The sequence below is a fragment of the Microbacterium sp. GXF6406 genome, assembly GCF_054798215.1.
In genome coordinates this window covers 1-2646 of sequence record NZ_JBSJZH010000045.1, presented here as the reverse complement: position 1 = coordinate 2646, position 2646 = coordinate 1, and the positions used below count along the sequence as shown (strand labels likewise).

3 protein-coding genes are annotated in these 2646 nt (G+C 60.4%); all 3 read left to right on the top strand.

Annotated features, from left to right (window positions below; all coding sequences use genetic code 11):
* Nucleotides 1–259 precede the first annotated feature (259 nt).
* The 3 genes from ACWAUG_RS13465 to ACWAUG_RS13455 all read left to right on the top strand — a co-directional run bounded on the left by ACWAUG_RS13465 (nt 260) and on the right by ACWAUG_RS13455 (nt 2134).
* Nucleotides 260–784, top strand: coding sequence for a helix-turn-helix domain-containing protein (locus tag ACWAUG_RS13465; protein ID WP_460802814.1), 525 nt, complete (start codon nt 260–262; stop codon nt 782–784).
* Nucleotides 781–1008, top strand: a complete 228-nt coding sequence (locus tag ACWAUG_RS13460) for a hypothetical protein (RefSeq protein ID WP_460802813.1) — start codon at nt 781–783, stop codon at nt 1006–1008. Before ACWAUG_RS13465 ends, ACWAUG_RS13460 begins: the two co-directional genes overlap by 4 nt.
* Nucleotides 1009–1594: 586 nt before the next feature.
* Complete coding sequence (locus tag ACWAUG_RS13455; RefSeq protein ID WP_460802812.1) at nt 1595–2134, top strand: hypothetical protein; 540 nt, start codon at nt 1595–1597, stop codon at nt 2132–2134.
* Nucleotides 2135–2646 lie beyond the last annotated feature (512 nt).

Sequence of the window (2646 nt, the reverse complement as noted above, 5' to 3'; positions counted from 1 at the left end):
CTCAACGACAAGAACACGTCGCTCAGCGAGCGGTGCTCAACCGCAATACCGGTGGTGCTCAGAGGGCCTAATACTCAGGATTGCCGCAAACGGTGTCCGTAAGGGGGGTTTAGGCAGAGGTTTTTGACCGATCCGCGTGAGCAACCTGCATCGCGAAACACAGAAAGACCGCGATGGCGGCCCCACGGCGGGAACCTGGCGGCTGACTGGCGGCCCCGTGACGTGGTGAAGGCGGCAGCGAACGGCGAGTATGAGTTCCATGAACACAACACGAATCGCGGACCTTCGGCAGGCAGCCGGCTGGACCCAGGAGCGGCTCGCCACTGAGAGCGGCGTCGGGTTGCGGACGATTCAGCGCCTGGAAGCAGGCAATGAAGCGAGCCTGGAGACTCTGTCTCTAGTGGCCGACGCCCTGCGCGTATCGGTGAGTGAGCTCTTCACCAACATCGACGACGCGGACTTTGGCAATCGCGTAGAAGCGCTCGATTCACGCGCTGCTGAACAGCAGAGCGCCCGCGATCGTGCGGTTGCGGCGTGGCGGTGGCTGTACGTCGGGATCGGAGTAGTTCTCACCGTTCTGAGTTTCACGATGGGGTCATCCGGCCTTGCGCTTTTCCTCGCATACTGGACCGGTGGACTGCTGATCCTCATCGCACTCGGCCGGATTATCCTCGAACCCCGCCTTGACGCCCGCTATCCGCTCTCCCGTAGCAAGCGGCAGCTTCGCGAGCAACGGCGCGCGCCCTCGGCCAAGATCACTGCGAATATCGAGCCGGTATCGTGACGGCCCTCGACGGGTTCACGCTCGCGGAGTTGTCCGTCACGGTGTTTGCATCTCCTGAGACGTTCACGGCGCTGTACGACGACATCATCGAGCTTCTTGAAACAAAGTATGAGCAGAGCACGTGGGAAGTTCACTCGCAGGACGATGTGACTAAAGACCCCGAGTACCGCGACGCACTCGATCGGCTTCGGCAAGAGGCGGAAGTCGCGAGTCGCTTCAATTGAGAGCTCTGCTGTCCATGCGGGATGCCTCGCTGTCTTGTGATCGGCCTGCCGCAAACGATCGTTTTCGGCGGGAGTCAGATGTAGGGCGCGAAACGGTTGCCACAAACGGTTGTCATAATCAGCAAACCGCGAGGGTCTTCGGTGGACTCGCGCGGGCGGGCTGTCGCGTCCTCCATCTGTTATGAACCATAGATGTTATGAGATTGCGCGGACTTGGCGAGTAGCCGATGCTTCAAGTGATCATGGGCGCTCGACGCTCTGGAACTCGTCAAGGCGAATGAGGCCGTGGGTGTTACGCGGCGAGTTGGGTCTCGTCAGCCGATGGTGGATTGATCCAGACGCTGGGTCTCGGTCGAGGTCATCAGACTCTCGCGAGATGTCCCCTGAAGGGGGGACAGACAAGACGCGAGGTACGCAAGTAGCGTGGCCCCGATGGAGCCACTCGCGGCTCGCAGGATGATACGAAACCGGAGAGATAAATATGATTACGAAGAAGCGACTGCCAGCTGTTGCGTCTGCAGTCTTAGGGGCGATGTTGCTCACCTTCACGGCACCGACAATCGCGACGGCGGCTGAGGCGCCGCCTGTGGACGAGACCGAAGGATATGAGCTCACTATCGAGCAGCAGGCGGACATCGACGCCGTCGTCATCGGCACCGATGATGACGCTGAGACATTCGACGCCGACGTTGCGCGCGAAGCGGGTGCGGACGAGGAAGCGATTGCTGATTATGCGATCATCCTCGCCGACGCAGGCTGGACGATTCACGGTGACTACACTGCCGAAGCAGCCGGCGAGGTGGCGTCAAAGGCGGTGACTGCGTGCACAGGGGTCACGCAGTACAACGGGTACTTTTTCCCGATTGGTTTCCAATGGGCCTTGAACTCCTGCGATACGGATACATTCATCGCGGCGCTGAAGGTAATCGTCGCTGGAGGAGGTGCCACCGCCGCTGTTGCCTTGCTAACAAAGATCGGCGCACCTGTTGCAGCTGTTGCAGCGGCCGTTGGAGGGCTTGCTGCGCTCGGCGTGGCGGTGACCGAGTTGTGCAAGACCGCCAGTCCTCAAAACGCAATCTACCTCAACTCCGGCGGCACCGTCCCGCCGTCGTGCTGGGGACAGTGATCCAGATGCCCGGTAGGACTGCGTACAAGACATCCCTCGTCATAGTCGCCGCGGTCGGAATCGTCGCGGCCGTGTTGCTTGTTGCAGGACTCATCCTCACCGCGCGCGATGCCTTCGGACAGCTCTTTCTCCAGTGGGGCGGGGTCCTTGCGCCTGCGTCCTTCGTGCTTTTGCTCGTCTGCCTCGTGTGGCGCTGGAGGTTGGGTCAAAAGACCGATACAACGGATTGACTCGCAGAAGCCGTGAACTGTTGACCCCGCTTCGGACTGATACAAGCGGGGTCAACAGTTTCGCTGAAGGGTCTTGGGTCGTCTGGCGGCATGGTCTAACAAGAAGTTATGACCATGCCCGTTTTGGAGAAGTCTCACTCAGTCGGAGTGCGCCGAAAACGATCGATTCCGGCGTGCCGACGCACACAGCCGCCACGCTCCACGACTGTGACCGTCGGCAGTCGGTGGCCTTGTTTTCGTAACACTAAATGGCAGTCTGTTAGGTGCCGATGACGAGAGTAC